11 protein-coding genes are annotated in these 14,555 nt (G+C 67.9%); all 11 read left to right on the forward strand.

Features of this window, described 5'->3' with window-relative positions; genetic code table 11:
- The 11 genes from J7643_18460 (at position 1) to J7643_18510 (ending at position 14,551) form a co-directional block, all read left to right on the forward strand.
- Positions 1-1,143, forward strand: coding sequence for an LptF/LptG family permease (locus J7643_18460; GenBank protein ID MBO9542574.1), 1,143 nt, complete (start codon positions 1-3; stop codon positions 1,141-1,143).
- Positions 1,119-3,851 (forward strand): LPS-assembly protein LptD, encoded by a 2,733-nt coding sequence (locus tag J7643_18465; protein MBO9542575.1) that lies wholly within the window; start codon positions 1,119-1,121, stop codon positions 3,849-3,851. The genes J7643_18460 and J7643_18465 overlap by 25 nt, the downstream gene beginning before the upstream one ends.
- A 71-nt stretch (positions 3,852-3,922) precedes the next feature.
- Positions 3,923-4,798, forward strand: a complete 876-nt coding sequence (locus J7643_18470) for a hypothetical protein (protein ID MBO9542576.1) — start codon at positions 3,923-3,925, stop codon at positions 4,796-4,798.
- Positions 4,799-4,873: 75 nt separating this feature from the next.
- Positions 4,874-5,719, forward strand: coding sequence for a hypothetical protein (locus J7643_18475; protein MBO9542577.1), 846 nt, complete (start codon positions 4,874-4,876; stop codon positions 5,717-5,719).
- Complete coding sequence (locus J7643_18480) at positions 5,683-7,011, forward strand: S8 family serine peptidase (protein MBO9542578.1); 1,329 nt, start codon at positions 5,683-5,685, stop codon at positions 7,009-7,011. The genes J7643_18475 and J7643_18480 overlap by 37 nt, the downstream gene beginning before the upstream one ends.
- On the forward strand, positions 7,012-8,328 hold the full coding sequence (locus tag J7643_18485; protein ID MBO9542579.1) for a carboxypeptidase regulatory-like domain-containing protein: 1,317 nt from the start codon (positions 7,012-7,014) through the stop codon (positions 8,326-8,328). It begins immediately after the preceding gene.
- An 80-nt stretch (positions 8,329-8,408) separates the two neighbouring features.
- A complete protein-coding gene (locus J7643_18490; GenBank protein MBO9542580.1) occupies positions 8,409-9,836 on the forward strand; it encodes a S8 family serine peptidase in 1,428 nt (475 codons plus the stop codon).
- Complete coding sequence (locus J7643_18495; GenBank protein MBO9542581.1) at positions 9,836-11,158, forward strand: carboxypeptidase regulatory-like domain-containing protein; 1,323 nt, start codon at positions 9,836-9,838, stop codon at positions 11,156-11,158. The genes J7643_18490 and J7643_18495 overlap by 1 nt, the downstream gene beginning before the upstream one ends.
- Positions 11,159-11,236: 78 nt before the next feature.
- The gene (locus tag J7643_18500) at positions 11,237-12,454 is read left to right on the forward strand and encodes a protein kinase (GenBank protein ID MBO9542582.1); all 1,218 of its coding nucleotides are present in this window, start codon (positions 11,237-11,239) and stop codon (positions 12,452-12,454) included.
- A 17-nt stretch (positions 12,455-12,471) separates the two neighbouring features.
- Entirely contained in the window at positions 12,472-14,133 is a 1,662-nt protein-coding gene (locus J7643_18505; GenBank protein ID MBO9542583.1) for a Stp1/IreP family PP2C-type Ser/Thr phosphatase, read from the forward strand.
- 58 nt (positions 14,134-14,191) lie between these two features.
- Positions 14,192-14,551 carry an FHA domain-containing protein gene (locus J7643_18510; GenBank protein MBO9542584.1) on the forward strand — a complete coding sequence of 120 codons (360 nt, stop codon included), beginning with the start codon at positions 14,192-14,194 and terminating at the stop codon, positions 14,549-14,551.
- Positions 14,552-14,555 lie beyond the last annotated feature (4 nt).

Below are 14,555 nucleotides of genomic sequence, written 5' to 3' on the forward strand. Positions count from 1 at the left end.
GTGGCCGTGTTCATCGACCAGCTCAAGAAGGTCTGGAGCTTGACCGAGCGCCTCCCGCGCCCGCTCAAGACCATCGACGCCTACATCCTGCTCGATCTCCAGAAGCCCTTCATCGCGGGCACCTTCGGGTTCGTCGTCATGAACCTGGCGAACCTCCTCTACATCTATGCCAAGCTGATCGTCGACTCCGGGGTGCCGGTGTCGGTGGTGCTCAAGCTCTTGGCCTTCAACCTGCCCGCGATCATGGTCATCACCTTCCCGGTGGCCTACCTCTTCGCGACCCTGCTCACCATCGGCCGCCTGAGCCGCGACTCCGAGATCACGGCCCTGCGCGCCTGCGGCACCTCGTTCAAGCGCATCACCGTGCCGATCATCATCGGGTCGGTGATCGTCAGCTACGGCAACTTCCTGATCAACGACCAGATGGTGCCCTGGGCCAACCGCAACGTGGTGGACCTGGTGCGGACCATCATGCTTAGGCAGTCCAAGCCCATCTTCAAGGACAACGTCTTCTTCAAGGGCCAGGACAACCGCTACTTCTACGTCAAGCAGGTGGATCAGCGCTCCAACATCATGTACAGCGTCATGATCTTCGACCGCACGGGCACCACCCCGGTCGTCATCTCGGCGCGGCAGGGCACCTGGAGCGGGCGCCGCTGGAAGCTCACCGACGGGGTCATCCACCGCTACGGCCAGGAGGACTTCGTCCAGGTCGAGGAGCCCTTCGCCAACTACGACGTGGAGGTCGACCAGAACCCCGAGACCTTCTTCACCCAGGGCGACCTGTCGCCTCAGGAGCAGACCTCGGCCCAGCTCAAGAAGCAAATCGACACCATGAAGTCGGGCGGGGTGGACACCAAGAGCACCGAGGTGGACTACTACCTCAAGTTCTCGCTGCCCTGGACGGCGCTCTTCGTCACCCTCTTCGCGGCCCCCATCGGGCTGCGCTTCGCCAGGCTCGGCACCTTCATCGGCGTCGCCATCACCATCGCCACCGTCTTCGTCTACTACATCGTCATGTCCATCGCTCGCTCGATGGGCAACGCAGGCATGCTCGACCCCATCACGGCCGCGTGGGTCGAGAACTTCCTGTTCGGCATCGTCGGAGTGTTTCTGCTATGGCGCGTCGACCGCTCGTCCTAAGCCGCGCGCTGGCGCTCGCCACCGCCACCGCTTTTTTTTGCGCTCAACTCTTGCTTCCCGGCTCGGCCGCGGCGGAGATGAGCGTCAAGCTGCGCGCCGACAAGGTCGAAAGCGATCGCCAGACCGGCGTCTCGACGGCCACCGGCAACGTGCGGCTCGAGGTGCAGGGGGTCGTCATCACCACCGATCGCCTCGAGTTCAACCAGAACGAGAAGGTCGTCTCCACCGACACCCCCTTCGTCATGGTGCAGCAGGGCACCAACGGCAAGGTCCAGACCGTCACGGGCACGAGCCTGCACTACTCGCTCAAGACCGAAGAGGCCGTCGTGCAGGGGGCCAAGCTCGAGGTCCCCGCCCAGACCCCGGGCCAGATCGTCTACATCACGGGCAAGGAGCTCGTCTCGCACGGCCGTCGCGAGTTCGAGATCAAGGAAGGCACCTTCACCACCTGCGACTTCGTCTCCAAGCAGGAGACGCCGCACTACCACACCGAGAACGGCTGGATCAAGTACGTCCCGGACGACTACGCCATGGGCACCAACGTCCGGGTCTTCATGAACAACCGCCCCGTCTTCTGGGTGCCCTGGTTCTACATCCCGCTCAAGCGGCGCGAGTCCTCGGTCTCGATCGGTAAGAACAACGTCGAGGGTCTGTTCGTCAAATCGACCATGGCCTACCGGCTCAACGAGCGCCACTCCGGCAACGTCTTCCTCAACGGGCTGGAGTTCAAGGCGCCGGGCGGTATCGGCTTCGACCACGTCTGGGAAAACACCCCCAACTCGATCACGGCCTTCACCCTCTACGGCCTGCCCATGCCGGATCTGGCCGACTACGTGCCGGGCACCCCGACCCCGAACGACCCGGACGGGGCCTACGCCTCGACCAACCCCTGGGTCGTCCACCGCCTGGATCCTGCGAACCCTCACTACTTCCAGGACCACTACTGGCGCGTGCGGCACCAGCAGCGTCTCTTCGGCCAGATGACCCTCGACGGGTGGTACGAAGACCGCAACATGTACGACCTGGCCCGCATCGGCCCGACCTACGACCGAGCGACCTTCCAGCCGTCCCAGCCCTACCGCGACGACCACATCGCCTGGTACGCGGGGGTGACGGACAACCGGCTGGGCCTCAACTACGGCGCCAACCGCAACTTCCGCGAGATCTTCGACTTCTCGCACAGCCGCACCGTCAACGACACCGCCAACATCGGCGGCACCTACGGCGGCACCAACTTCTCGGCCCGCACCAACCGCACCGAGCAGGCGAACCTGCCGGCGGTGGTCGTGCGGCCGCCGGGCGCCCCAACGCCCGCGCCGACCACCGCGCCCACCAACACGACCCAGAACAGCAACCTCCAGCTCACCCAGACCTTCACCAGCGACCTGCGACTGACCTCGACCACCGACCACACCCGCAACCAGTACCCTTCGCAACCGCTGCAGGAGCGTTTGACCCAGAGCGCCGACCTCACCCAGAACCTGGGCTGGGGTAACGCCAGGCTGAGCGCCACCAAGCTGTTCAACCTCGCGATCCCCGCCACCGCCTCCTTCGAGCAGCGGCAGCAAGCGATCGCAAGCCTCGGCTACGTGGACAAGCTCCCCGAGCTCTCCATCTCGAGCAACCCTCTTTTGGAGCAGTACCAGCCCTTCACCCTCTCGGGGGTTTACGGCCGCTACATCGAGGACTCGGCCTACGAGCCGGACCCCACCAAGCGCAATCCCCGGAACCCGGCCCAGGTCCTGGAGCCCGTCACCCGCGTCAAGATGCTGGGCGAACTGACCTCCAAGCCGCTGGACCTGGGCCTCGGGGCCAAGCTCAACTTCGGCTCGACCGGTTACGAGCAGCGGTACTACTCGACCGGCGACGCCGAGTACCGCCTAACGGGTCAGGCGGCTTTGACCAACGAGTTCACCAAGTTCTTCAACACGAGCCTGACCTATCACCGGGACTACACCCCGCCGACCAAGGCCTCGGAGTCCCCTCTCTGGACGCCCTTCGGGCTGACCGGGCGCAACTCCAGCCCGTTCAAGCAGTTCGAGAGCCTGAGCCTGTCCAAGAACCACACCCTGAACGGCGCGGCCAACGCGGTGGTCGCGGACGTGTTCAGCTGGAACAACACCCTCGGCTACAACTACGAGATCAAGCGCTACACGCCCTACAACACCGGTCTGACCTTCAAGCCCAGCCGCCGGATCAACCTGACGGTCAACACCGGCTACACCTTCGCCGACAAGGAGTACCTGGAGTTCGGCACGGGTAAGTGGCAGGACATCAGCAGCACCGTCCACCTGCAATCCAACGAGGAAGGCTTCGGGGGCGTCTACGGTCAAGACCACCTGCAACCCGGCTGGTCCTTCGACTCGACGCTCGTCTGGAGCGTGGACATGGGCGAGTGGCGCGCTTTCAGCAACAAGCTCACCCTGGAGACCGGCACCACCTGGCAGGACCACTGGGCGCTGGTGGCCGAGGGCCAGTACGACCTTACGCTCAAGCGCTACGACCTCCTGAGCATCGGCATCAACAAGGACCTGCACGACTTCATCCTGTCGGTCACCTACAACAAGCGCCTGGACGCCTACACCCTGAACCTCGCGATGGTCGCCTTCCCGACCAATCTCGTGAACCTCTCGAACAAGACGTTCGGCAGCCTCGGCGACCCCTCCCAGCTGGGCAGCCAGTTCGGCATGGGCACGGGCACGTTCTAGCGAGAGGCCGAAATATGGAACCGTTGCGGGCGCCGACGCGTCAAAGCCATATGGAACGAGGAACTGCCGCCATGGGACGCTCCAAGCGCTTCGCCACCATCCTTTCTCTCGGTGCCGCTCTGGCGCTCGGAACCGCCGTGGGCTGCGCCAACGAGGCCACCAAGCTTGCGCCCGAGCCCATCATGCGCCTGACGCTCAGGATGGCCGGCCCCCTCGAAACCCGGAGCCCCAACATCCGGTACTACGTCGTCCTCAACACCGCCACCCTGGCGGACAGCACCCCCCCGGCCGAGGCCGAGACGGTGGCTTCGACCGGCCTGGTGCCCAAGAGCGGCCAACCCGCAGGCCCCCGCGCCTACGGCCCGCTTCACCGCGTCAAGCCGCTCATCGGCTGGGACCTGCCCGTCTTCCTGAGCGGCCCGACCACCAACCCCAGCGACCCCCGTCTGACCCCCGAGTACGTCGGTACCGTGCCCCTCTTCCCGGTCACCTGGACCGACTACTACATGCTCACGAACCTGAACGGCTCGCTGCGCCTCACCCACGGTCGCCACCCCAACCCGGTGAGCAATCCGCGTCTGATCCTGCAGGACACCGAGAACCTCCAGCAGGGCCAGGATTGGTTCGTCGATCGCGACAGCCTGGTCATCCTCATCAAGCTCAAGTCGCTGCTCAACGGCGAGCAGTACGTGGCCCCCAGCGAGGACCAGCCGGCGCCGGGCTCGATCGTGACCGCCAACTTCCTGACCACCAACGCCCTGGGCGAGATCATCGATCGCTGGACCCTGGCTGCGGACGAGCCCGGCGTCACCCTCAAGACCGCCGTGAACAGTCAGGATCAGAACCAGGACTTCCGCCCCAACGTCCTCTTCCCTCAGTTCAAGCCGAGCGACGTCACGGACGAGAGCGTCAACCTCTCGCTGTACCAGTCCCAGATCCGCCAGTAAGTTTCGGATAGGTTGCCCATGGACGGCGCGCTCCGGCGCGTTAGGGTAAAATAAGCTTCGGAAAGGAAGGCACGCATGGCCCCTCTTCGCCCCATCCTACTCTTTGGAGCCTGCGCCTTCGTGTTGGCCACGCTCCTGCCCAGCGGCAAGGCCCAGGCCGCACCCGCCAAGCCGCGGGTGGACGCCAACCCGCCGGCGGTCGCCGCTGACCAGGTGCTCGTGCGCTTCAACCCCGACGTGGGCCCCTACTTCGTCAAGACGGTGGACATCATGCTCGGCCTCAAGGGGGCACAGCCCGCCGAGGGCGCGTACACCTGGCGCTTCGGAATCGGCGAGCGGGGCACCCGCGACGACTACGCCACCCTCTTCGCCACCCTGCCCTACGTGGCCCAGGTCTGGCCGGCTCCCGGCGGCGGCACCTCCCCTCGGCCCAGCGAGCGTAGCTACGTCGAGGGCGAGCTCTTGGTCAAGTTCAAGCGCAGCGTGAGCCAGGCCCAGATCGACGCCTTCAACGCCCGGCAGGGCGTGACGGTCCTCGACAAGATCTCGGGGATCGAGGTGTGGCGCCTCAAGCTGCCCAGCGGCAAAACGGTCGAGGCCATGCAAAAGGTCTACGAGGCGAGCGGTCTGGTCGAGTACGCCGAGCCCAACCACAAGGTCTCGGTGCCGCTCTTGCCCGACATGATGATGCCCGCCATCCCGGAGCCTGCCCCCCAGGCCGCAGGGACCGGCAGCGTCGAGGTGCAGCTCGCGCCGGGCGCGAGCGCCGCGCTCGTGAGCCTGGTCTACGGCACCCCCATCCTCTCGCAGACCCCGGAAGGCTGCGTACGTCTGGCCCCCACCCCCAAGTCATCGGCCGATACGGCCGCAAGGATCTTAAGGCTATGCCCAAGCGTCCTCAGCGCCACCGTTACCTCCTAGCCCTCGGCATCGGGCTCGCGGTCCTCGCGGGCTGTCAGACGCCGCCCGCCGGTGTCACGACGCCCGGAGCGGTGCCGTACCCACGCATCGGCCAGGAGCTGGTGGTCAAGTTCAAGCCCGAGAGCTCCGAAACCGAGCGCGAGGCCCTGCGCGCGCGCTACGGCGTGAGCGCCACGGACGGCCTGAAGCCCGGCGTCGAGCGCTGGCACCTGCAAAGCCAGTCACCCGAGAGCGCGGCCCAGGCGCTCTCGCGTGAGAAGGCGATCGCCTTCGCCCAGCCCAACTACCTGCGCAAGACCCAGGCCTACGTCCAGGGGGGCAGCCCACCGACTTCCCAGTGGTACCTGAAGGGTGAAAGCGGGATCGACATGACCGCCGCCTGGCAGCAGAGCACGGCCCAGCCGCCCGGCAAGGACGTGGTGGTCGCGGTGGTCGACACCGGGGTGGACACCGGCCACCCGGCACTCGCCGCCAACATCCTCTCCGGCAACGACGTGGACGGCAAGCGCTTCCTCGACATGGTGGGTGACGGGCCGGACGGCAGCGACAAGGCCTACCGCTTCAAGGATGGCAACGGCCACGGCACGCACGTGGCGGGGATCCTCGCGGCCAACGCCAGCGGCTCGACCGGGCTCGTAGGGGTCGCCCCCGGCGCCAAGATCCTGCCGGTCAAGGTCATGCGCGCCGACGGCAACGGCGACGACTTCACCATCGCCAAGGGCTTCAAGGCCGCCGTCGACGCCGGGGCCGACATCATCAACTTCTCGGTGGGCGGCCCGGCCCCGAGCCCGATCCTGGCCGAGGCGATCGCCGACGGCATCGCCAAGGGCAAGACCTTCATCATCGCCTCGGGCAACGAGCACACCAAGGTCTTCTACCCGGCGGCCTACACCGGGGTGATCGCCGTGGGCGCCACCGCGACCAACACCACCGTCGCCCCCTACAGCAACTACGGCTCCGAACTGGCCGTGGTCGCACCGGGCGGGCATGGCAACGCGATCGCCGACGGCATCTACTCGACCTTGCCACGCTACAGCAACAATGCGTCGCGCAACACCAACTACGGCGTCCTGACGGGCACCTCCATGGCCACCCCGGTCGTGAGTGGCGTGGCGGCCCTGATCCTGGCGGACGCGAGGGCGCATAACCAGTCGCTCAGCCCCGCCCAGATCCGCGCGCGGCTGGTCGCATCCGCCAAGCCGCTGAACGGCGGCTTCAACGAGGACGCGGGCTTCGGCCTCGTCCAGCCCGCCGCCGCGCTCAGCGGCACCTCGCACGACGGAGCCAACTAGATGATCGCTCGCGGCTACTGGATGCTCGCCCCTCTTATCCTCGCTGGGTGCTGGGGCGGAGGCCCCGTGGCCCTCGACCCCATCACCAAGGGGCCGGATGTCTTCGCCCGGCAGGTCTTCGATCCCAAGACCGGCCAGGTCTTCGCGTCGGGAACGGCGATCGCAGGGGGCCGGCTCACGGTGCGCGCCCTCAAGGCGGGCACCAGCGAGCGGATTTCGGGAGCCCACGTGACGGTCATGGGGCCGACGCTCGCCTACGGTACCACCGGTAGCCTCGATCTCACCCTCCAGCCCCTCGAGAAGGGGGTCTACCGCATCCGGATCGAGGCGCCGGGCTACGTGCCGCAGGTCACCGAGCCCCTCACGCTCGATCCCCAGGCCCCACCGACGCTCGTCGCCTCGCTCGCTCCGGCCGGCGGCGACGTGACGGGCCGCGCCCTCGGCCCGAACGACCAACCGCTCGCCGGTGCGCGGGTCAACGTGGGCGAGGCCTACGCCTTCGCCGACGGCACCGGCCAGTTCACCCTCAAGGGGGCGCCCGCTGGCGCCCAGACGCTCGCCGTCTCCAAGATTGGCTTTGCGACCGTGACCCGGGCGATCACCGTGGGGGCAAGCCCGGTGGCCCTGGGCACCCTCTCGGCCCCGGCCGCAGATAAGACCGTCGCCTTCGAGAACGCCACCCAGCCCTTCGCCTCGAGCAGCATCGGCGTCGCCCTCTCGGCCCTCCAGGCCCGCCTGGTAGGTGATGGCTTCGCCACGACCTCGCTCGACGCCTCAGCGGCGGTGCGGGTGGTCGCAAGCCCCAAGGCGGAGTATGCGACCGACGCGACCGTCGAGCGCCTGCGCGCCTTCGTCGCTGCGGGCGGCAAGCTGATCCTGATGGGCGAGTGGGGTGGCTTCGGCGACTATTCGCCCGCAGCCCTCAACAAGATCGCCGCCCCTTACGGCCTCGGCTTCAATGCGGACCAGGTCCGCCTCGGGAACGCCACCCAGTCCGCTTGGGTGAAGGTGGCGGTGAGCCCCGGCCCCATGCCGACCCCGCTAGCGGTGGATGGGGGGCTGAACCTGTACGAAGCCTGCTCGCTCTTCGCCCCGCCGCCCGCCGTGCGCCTCGCGGGGCTCGGGGCCGAGGGCTACCGGGTGAGCGCGCTCGTCAGCGGCGACTTCACGGTCGCTGCGGCCCGTCCTTACGGGCGGGGGCTCGTGGTCGCACTGGGCGACACCTCGGCCTGGGCCCAGCCCGGCACCCAGGGCAAGGCGAGCAACCTGGATGAAGCGAGCAACGGCGCCTTCATGGTGAATCTCTTCCGCTGGTGAGCCCTAACGGCCGCGTCCGTTCAAGGATCGGCCGTTCTGGGTAAAGAAGGGTTGTCCGGATCCGCACCCAGGAGGCCCTTGTGTCCCCAGCCGCCCGTCCCTGGGCCCCGCTCGCCCTCATGCTCGCCCTCACGGGTTGCCAGGCTTTCTCGGGCGCCACGCCCGGGACCTCGCAATCGGCGAGCCCCCAGGTCGCAGGCGAGGTCATCGTCAAGTTCAAGCCCGAGACGAGCATGCGCGATCGCGAGGCCCTGCGGCACGCCCACGGCGTCCAGCAGGTGGACGCCATCCTGCCCGACACCGAGCGCTGGGCAATTCAAGGCGACGCGACTGCCCTGCGCACCCGCCTGAGCCGGGATGCGGCCTTCGAGTACGCCGAGCCCAACTACCTGCGCCGCACCTTGGCCTACGAGCCGCCCGAGGCTACGAGCCAGTACCTGTGGTACCTGCGCGGCACCCGCGGCATCGACATGAACGCCGCCTGGAACAGCGCGAGCTTCGCCACCGCCTCCCAGGCCGTCCCGCCCGGCAAGGGCGTGACCATCGCCGTAGTGGACACCGGGGTGGACGCGGAGCACCCGGATCTCGCCCCCAACATCGCGAAGGTCCCCGCGAACCTCGCCGAGAACTACCCCAAGCTCGCCGCCCGAGCGGCGACCTCCTCGGCGGGGGCCCCCTTCTACCTGGACGAGGTGGACGGCGACACCACCCTCGGCACCGGCAACACCTCCTACGCCTTCAAGGACGGCAACGGCCACGGCACCCATGTGGCAGGAATCCTGGGAGCAGCGGGCCACAACGGCGGCATCGTCGGGGTCGCCCCTGGCGTCTCGATCCTGCCCGTCAAGGTCATGCGCGCCGATGGCTCGGGCTCGGACTTCACGATCGCCCAGGGCCTCAAGGACGCCGCCGACGCCGGCGCCGACATCATCAACCTCTCGGTGGGCGGCCCCGAGCCCAGCCAGCTCTTGGCCGACGTGCTCGCCTACGGCATGGCCAAGGGCGTCACCATGGTGATCGCCTCGGGCAACGGCTACGGCCCCGTCTTCTATCCGGCGGCCTACGCGGGGGTGATCTGCGTCGGCTCCACCTCGGGCAAGGACGGCTCCCCCACCTCGATCCCCCCCTACAGCAACCGCGGCCCCGAAGTCTCGCTGGTCGCCCCCGGCGGCAACAACGGCATCGGTGATGCCAGCAAGTACAACGACGGGATCTACTCGACGCTGCCGACCTACAGCTTCTACGAGTACCAGAAGGGGCGCCTGCCCCTGAACTACGGCGTCCTGACGGGCACCTCCATGGCCACCCCAGTCGTGAGCGGCGTGGCGGCCCTCGTCATCGCCGACGCCAAGGCCCGCGGCCAGAAGCTCAGCCCCGCCCAGGTCCGCGCGCGCCTGATCGCAACGGCCAAGCCCCTCGTGCCGAGCGGCTTCAGCAACGAGACCGGCTACGGCCTGGTCGATCCCCTCAAGGCCCTCCAGTGGAGCGCCGCCGGAGGCAACCAGTGATGCGCCGTGCGATCCTCTTCGGCATGCTCGCCGCCCTCTCGGGCTGCTGCCTCTTCCCGAGCCAACCGCCAGCCCCCACTCCCAGCCCCACCCAGGCCCCCGGCCCGGCCCCGAGTCCCGTGCTCAATCGCCAGGTCTTCGTAAGCGGCCCCGCCCTGGTCAACGGCGTCCTGAGCGTCGACGTGCGCCGCGCCGGCACCTCGGAGCGCCTCGCGGACGCCACTGTGACGCTCATCGGCCCGACCCCCGCCTGGGGCATCACCGACCTTGCGCTCGCCATGCGCTTCGACCCGCTGGAGGCCGGCACCTACGCGCTGCGCGTCTCGGCCCCGGGGCTTGCGACCCGCCTGGTCACGGGCCTCACGGTGGATCCCAAGACTCCCATCGAGCAGACCGTCGAGCTCTCGCCCCAAGCAGGCGCCATCAGCGGCACGGTCACGGGCCCCAACGGCCCCATCGAGGGTGCCCGCATCACCGCGGACGAGAGCTGGACCTTCTCGGGCGCCGACGGGCGCTTCACCCTCGAAGGCCTGGGGGCGGGCACCCACGCCCTCAGCATTCGCAAGGGGCTCCATACCGCCCTGACCCAGCAGGTCTCGCTGAACGGCGCGGACGTCGCCCTCGGCAACCTCGCCCTCGCGCGCCAGAGCAGCAAGCCCGTCGTGGTCTTCGAGAACGATGCCCAGCCCTTCGGTTCGACCACCGTGGGCAGCGCGCTCTCCGCGCTCAAGTCGGCCCTCGGCTCGGACTTCACCGTCTCGACCAACCCGGCGGACACTGCCGACGTGCGCGTGGTCGTCAGCCCGCGCGCCACCTTCGCGGACGGCCCGACCACCGAGCGCCTGCGCGCCTTCGTGGCCTCGGGCGGCACCCTGGTCCTGATGGGCGAGTGGGGCGGCTTCGGGGACTACTCGCCCGAGGGGCTCAACCGCATCGCCCGACCCTTCGGCCTCGCCTTCTCGCCCGATCTGGTCCGCACCACGGCCAACCCCTCCCAGCCGGGCTGGATCAAGGTGACCGCCCTCGACCTGCCCGCCCTGCATGCCATGCCGACCGGGGTCACCTTCTACGAAGCCTGCTCGATCTTCGCCCCTCCCACCACGCGCGCCGTGGCCCGTGCAGGCGACGGGGGCTACCGCATCGCCGCCGGCGGCAGCGGCCCGGCGCTCGCCGTCGCCCAGCCCTACGGACAAGGCCTGGTGCTCGCCGTGGGAGACACCTCGGCATGGAGCGCGGGCTACATCACCGGAGAACCGCCCGGGGGCGGGGCTCCTGGCCAGACGAACAACCTCGGATTTGTGCTAAACTTGTTCAAATGGTAGCTCTTGGCCCAAGACCATGCCCAAGCTGTCCCGACGGGCGCCACTCGGCACCCCGCGGCTGCGGAGGTTCCCCCTAAGTTGATCTGCTCCAACTGCCAGACGGATAACAACGTCGAGAACCGCTTCTGCTGCGACTGCGGCAAGCCCCTCAAGGGGGCGGTCACCGCGACCCACTCGAGCTCGCACGTCACTCAGCCCGCGGGCTCCGTGGGCTCGGGCGGTCTGCTGTCGCCCTCGACCCTTTTGCAGGACCGCTACCGCATCACCCAGCTCGTCGGGCAGGGCGGGATGGGCGCCGTCTACCTGGCCAACGACACCCGCTTCTCGAGCAAGGTCTGCGTCGTCAAGGAGATGCTCGACCACTTCGCCGATAGCGAACAGCGTGAGACGGCGATGCAGAACTTCTACCGCGAAGCGGACATGCTCGCCAGCCTCAAGCACAACTCCATCCCCGAGGTCTTCGACCGCTTCACCGAGTCGAACCGCCACTACATCGTGATGGAGTACATCAACGGCTCGGACCTGGAAGCCCGGATCTGCGAGCAGGCCAACCAGCCCTTCGACGAGAAGAGCGTGATCGGCTGGGCCATCCAGGTCTGCGACGTGCTGAGCTACCTGCACCACCAGAAGCCGCCCATCATCTTCCGGGACATGAAGCCCGCCAACCTCATGCTCACCGAGTTCGGCAAGATCTACCTGGTCGACTTCGGCATCGCGCGCTTCTTCAATCCCACCGCCCGCGGCACCATGATCGGCACCCAGGGCTACGCGCCCCCCGAGCAGTACCGCGGCCAGGTCGAGCCCCGCACCGACCTCTACGCGCTGGGCGCGACCATGCACTACATGCTCACCGGGCGCGACCCGCAGAACGAGGCCCCTTTCTCGTTCCCGCCCGTGCGCCAGCTGAACCCCGACGTCTCGGACGCCACCGAGGAGCTCGTCATGCGCGCCCTCGACTCGGACATCGAAAAGCGCTACGCCTCGGCCGACGACATGCTGGTCGCCCTGATCCGGGTGGGCGGCGAGGCGACCAACGCCGTGCGCACCTGCCCCCACTGCGGGGAGCAGATCTCCAAGGGCCGTCAGTTCTGCCCTCACTGCCGCAACTACATCGCCGCCCACCACGCCTCCACGTCAAGCCAGATCTACCGGGCCGCCACGGGCCACCTCGGACGCCCCAAGGCCACCGGCCGGACCGAGCGCCCCGCCATCCCCCAGCGCCTCTGGATCGCGGGAGCCGCCGTCTCGGCCGCCCTCGTCGTCGCCGGCGGCGTCTGGTGGGCGCTCGCCCGTTAAGAAAGGAGCCACGAGCCATGACCTCGCCTCGTTCCGACCGCGGCTCCGCCACCAGCCCTCTCGCGCCGCTCGGCGCCGAGACCCTGCTCGCCAACCGCTACGTGGTCGAGCGCTTCCTCGAATACAAGAACGGCGCCAACCTCTACCGGGCGATCGACCAGGCCACGGGCTTCGTGGTGATCGTCAAGGAGAAGGAGGACGAGGACAGCACCAGCGCCCTGCCCGAGAGCGAATGGGCGGAGAAGGCCTGGGACAACCCCTGGCAAAACGAGTTCCTCATCCTGCGCTCGGTCTCGTACCCGACCGTGGTCAAGGCCCTCGACATCTTCAAGGCGAGCGATCGCGCCTACCTGGTGATCGAGCAGCTCGAAGGCCGCGACCTGGCCTACCTCCTGCGCAACGGCGCCGCCATCACTGTCCAGCAGTCCTTGGACTGGATGATCCAGCTGTGCCAGTCCATCGGCCAGCTCCACCGCCGGCAGATCCTGCACCTAGATCTGCAGCCGCGCTACGTGGTCGTCACCCCCGACTCCCAGCGGGTCCGCCTCACGGGCTTCCATCGGGCGGCCATCCTGCCCTGCCCGACGCCCACCGACTCGACGCCCGGCTACTCGCCGCCCGAGCAGTTCGGCTACCTGTCGGGCAAGGTCGACGAGCGCTCGGATATCTACGCCCTGGGCGCCTTATGGCACTACCTGCTCACCGGCAACTCGCCCGAGAGCTACTGGCCCAACGAAGAGACCCGCTTCAACCTGCCGGACATCAGCGCGTTCAACGAGGCGATCCACCCGCAGATCGAGCGGATCGTCCGCAAGATGCTCGCGCCGGATCCCGACGACCGCTACTCGACGGTGCAGGAGCTCAAGGCGCACCTGCTCGCCCTGATCAACAACCCCCAGCGCCGGGCCGGCCACTGCTCCGACGTGGGCATCATCCGGGCGGGCAACGAGGACAGCCTCGCGGTCTTCGACCTGACCTTCACCACCCAGTCCACCCAGTCGGGGCTCGGCCTGTACGTGGTCGCCGACGGCATGGGCGGGGTCAACGCGGGCGAGATCGCGAGTGCCTTGGCCGTGGACGCCGTGACCTCCCACGTGCAGGAGGCGCTGGTCAACCTCAACGAAGGGGTGGATGACCCGAGCCAGGAAATCCGCGCGGCCATGCAGCAGGCCATCAAGAACGCCAACGCCCGCATCTACGAGACCGGCCGCCACAACCAGGACCTCTCGGGGATGGGCACCACCGTCACCGCGGCTTTGGTCTTCGGGCAGAACGTCTTCATCGGGCACGTGGGCGACAGCCGCGCCTACCTGATCAACCGCGAGGGCATCGAGAAGGTCTCGCGCGATCACAGTCTCGTCGGGCGCCTGGTCGAGATCGGCCAGATCACCCTGGAAGAGGCGGCGATCCACCCCCAGCGCAACCTGATCTACCGCTCGCTCGGCACTTACCCGAACGTCGAGGTGGACCTCTACCAGCGCCCCCTCAAGATCGGCGATTGGCTGCTGCTGTGCAGCGACGGCCTGACGGGCCACGTCGCCGACGAGGAGCTGCAAGAGGTGGTCATCAACACGAGCGACCCCAACCTCGCGGCCCGCAGGCTCGTGAACCTCGCCAACCAGCGCGGCGGCGAGGACAACATCACCGTCGTGCTGGTCAACCTCGCCGAATACACCTAGAGCGTTCAACGGAACCATTCCTTTCGTCCCCCACCGCATTCAGGAGGAGAATCCCAGGATGAGCGACACCACGAATTCCATCGCCGCTACGGTCAAGCTGGTCATCACCCGCGGCGGGACCGTGGGCAAAGAGTTCGCCGTCGAGACCGGCGGCGAGACGCTGATCGGCCGCTGGGACCCGGACGGCGGCGCCTTCCCCGAGGTCGACCTGACCTCGGACGACCCCGAGGCCAAGATCTCGCGCAAGCACGCCCGGATCTTCATCGAGAACGGCGAGTTCTTCGTCGAGGACCTCGGCAGCCTCAACGGCACCTACGTCAACCGCGGCCCGCGCCTCTTGCCCGGCAGCCCCCAGGCGCTCAAGGACGGCGACGAGATCGTCATGGGCAAGACCTTCTTCAAGTTCCACCAGGCATAGGAGG

The organism is bacterium, assembly GCA_017744355.1.
Classification (GTDB): domain Bacteria; phylum Cyanobacteriota; class Sericytochromatia; order S15B-MN24; family UBA4093; genus JAGIBK01.